Source organism: Mycobacterium sp. (genome assembly GCF_035603715.1).
Lineage (GTDB): Bacteria > Actinomycetota > Actinomycetes > Mycobacteriales > Mycobacteriaceae > Mycobacterium.
Window position 1 is genome coordinate 1 of sequence record NZ_DATNJW010000042.1, and the last position, 2,423, is coordinate 2,423.

Sequence of the window (2,423 nt, forward strand, 5' to 3'; positions counted from 1 at the left end):
GTGGTGGACATGATGATGGCCAGCGACGCGACCCGCTCGGGCTCGGTGGCGGCCAGGATCTGCGCGATCATCCCGCCCATCGAGGCGCCGACGACGTGCGCCCGGCCGATGGCGAGGTGATCGAGCAGCGTGACCACGTCACGCGTCATGTCGACCAGCGTGTAGGGCACCTGGCTGCCGCGGCCCAGCAGATAACGCCCCACCCGTCGATACACCGCGCCTTCGGCGCGCATCCCGTGCATCTTGGCCGACAGCCCGGTGTCGCGGTGGTCGAAGCGGATCACCCGGTACCCCGCGTGGACGAGCTGCTCGCAAAAGCCGTCGGGCCACATCGGCAGCTGGGCGCCCAGCCCCATGATCAGCAGCACGGCCGGATCGTTCGGGTCGCCGAGGTCTTCGTAATACAGCTCGACGGTTTTGCCTTCGGTGTCGCTGTCGCGACGAGCCAGGCCGCTACGGGTTTGCACGTGGCTACGGCTTTTTCCAAGGCTGGACCCAGCCGTCGATCGCCCAACCCTCCAGCCCGGCCAGCAGTTCGTACATGGTGGCGCCGTCGATGCTTTCGCGGATGATGTCGGCGTGGCCGGAGTGCCGGGTCAGCTCGTTGATCACGTGCAGAATCACCCACCGCACCGACCAGTCCTTGACGCCCTTTGGGAACCACGGAATATCGTGCGGGACGGGTACTTTCGCATCCAGGTCGGCGGTCGCGGCCAGGCTTAGGGTTTTGGCGTTCTCCGTCTTGAACTTCTCCAGCAGCCCGTCCAGCGTTTCGTCGGGGCGCATCACGTGCTGCTCACCGAAATCCTTGGCGACCTCCTCGAACGGCCGGGGATCTTTCGGCGGGGCTTCGGGCGCCGCGGCGACCCGCGACATCCAGTTGTGCTGCATGGCGGTGACATGCTTGACCAGCCCGCCGATCGATAGTTCGCTGACCGTCGGGGACGAACGGGCCTGCTCATCGGTCAGGCCATAGGCAACCGCGAAAAACGCGCTCTGGTGATAGGCCAGGTACTCGCGCAGAGCGCTGCGTTCGTCAGCGACAGGCGAAGCGAGAGCAGGCATCAGCGCTCCTTTCGGTTACGTGTCCCCAGCCTTACACCCCGACGCCTGCCGGAGGTCGTAGGGTGCGGGAATGCGGGTGACTTCGGCGGAGTCGACGGAGCTTTTCGTGGGCCCGGCGGACAAGCCGCTGCAGCTGGTTCGGGTGACGGTCAGCGGGCTCAAAGAGCCGGCGACGATTCGGGTCGACGGGGACGGGCTGAACGGGGAGGCGGCCGGCCGCGACGTCATCGAGGTACCGGTTGTCGTCGAGCATCCGGTCGTCGGCGAGCGCCGGGCGGCGCAGGTCCACGTCGCCGGCAGCGCGACGCCGTTCGACTTCGTTGTCGCCGAGCCCGGCTGGACGATGTTCATGATCAGCCACTTCCACTACGACCCGGTGTGGTGGAACACCCAGGGCGCCTACACCAGCCTGTGGACCGAAGACCCACCCGGAAAAGCCCGTCAGACCAACGCTTTCGAGCTGGTCCACGCGCATCTGGAAATGGCTCGCCGCGAACCCGAATACAAGTTCGTGCTCGCCGAAGTCGACTACCTCAAGCCGTACTGGGACACCCATCCCGAAGACCGCGCCGACCTGCGCCGGCTGATGGCCGACGGCCGGGTGGAGATCATGGGTGGCACCTACAACGAACCCAACACCAACCTCACCAGCCCGGAAACCACGATCCGAAACCTGGTGCACGGCATCGGGTTTCAGCGCGACGTGCTCGGCGGGGACCCGGCCACCGCGTGGCAGCTCGACGTATTCGGCCACGACCCGCAGTTTCCCGGCATGGCCGCCGATGCCGGGCTGACCTCCAGTTCGTGGGCCCGCGGTCCGCACCACCAGTGGGGCCCGATGCACAACGAGGGCGGCGTGGCGGGCATGCAGTTCAGCAGCGAATTCGAGTGGATATCGCCGTCGGGCCGCGGGCTGCTCACCCACTACATGCCCGCGCACTATTCGGCCGGCTGGTGGATGGACGACTCGACCACGGTGACCGAAGCCGAGCAGGCCGCGTACGAGTTGTTCGCGGAGCTGAAGAAAGTCGCGCTGACCCGCAACGTGTTGCTGCCCGTCGGCACCGACTACACGCCACCGAACAAGTGGGTCACCGAGATTCATCGTGACTGGGCGTCGCGGTACACCTGGCCGCGGTTCGTGTGCGCGCTGCCGCGTGAGTTCTTCGGCGCGGTGCGCGCCGAGTTGGACGTCCGCGCCGAGGCGCCGTCGCCGCAGACCCGCGACATGAACCCGATCTACACCGGCAAGGACGTGTCGTACATCGACACCAAACAGGCCAACCGGGCCGCCGAGAATGCGGTGCTGGACGCGGAGAAGTTCGCGGTGTTCGCCGGTCTGCTCGCCGGCGCCGACT

At 66.9% G+C, this 2,423-nt stretch carries 2 protein-coding genes and 1 pseudogene; 1 reads left to right on the forward strand and 2 read right to left on the reverse strand.

The genetic code is table 11. The features are described from left to right. A partial coding sequence (locus VN856_RS01620; protein ID WP_325685493.1) for an alpha/beta fold hydrolase occupies positions 1-467 on the reverse strand: 467 nt, incomplete at its 3' end. A 4-nt stretch (positions 468-471) separates the two neighbouring features. After that, entirely contained in the window at positions 472-1,065 is a 594-nt protein-coding gene (locus VN856_RS01625; protein ID WP_325685495.1) for a DinB family protein, read from the reverse strand. Between the two features lie 70 nt (positions 1,066-1,135). Here VN856_RS01625 and VN856_RS01630 point away from each other — a divergent pair. After that, positions 1,136-2,423: pseudogene (locus VN856_RS01630) on the forward strand (alpha-mannosidase); the annotation flags it as partial.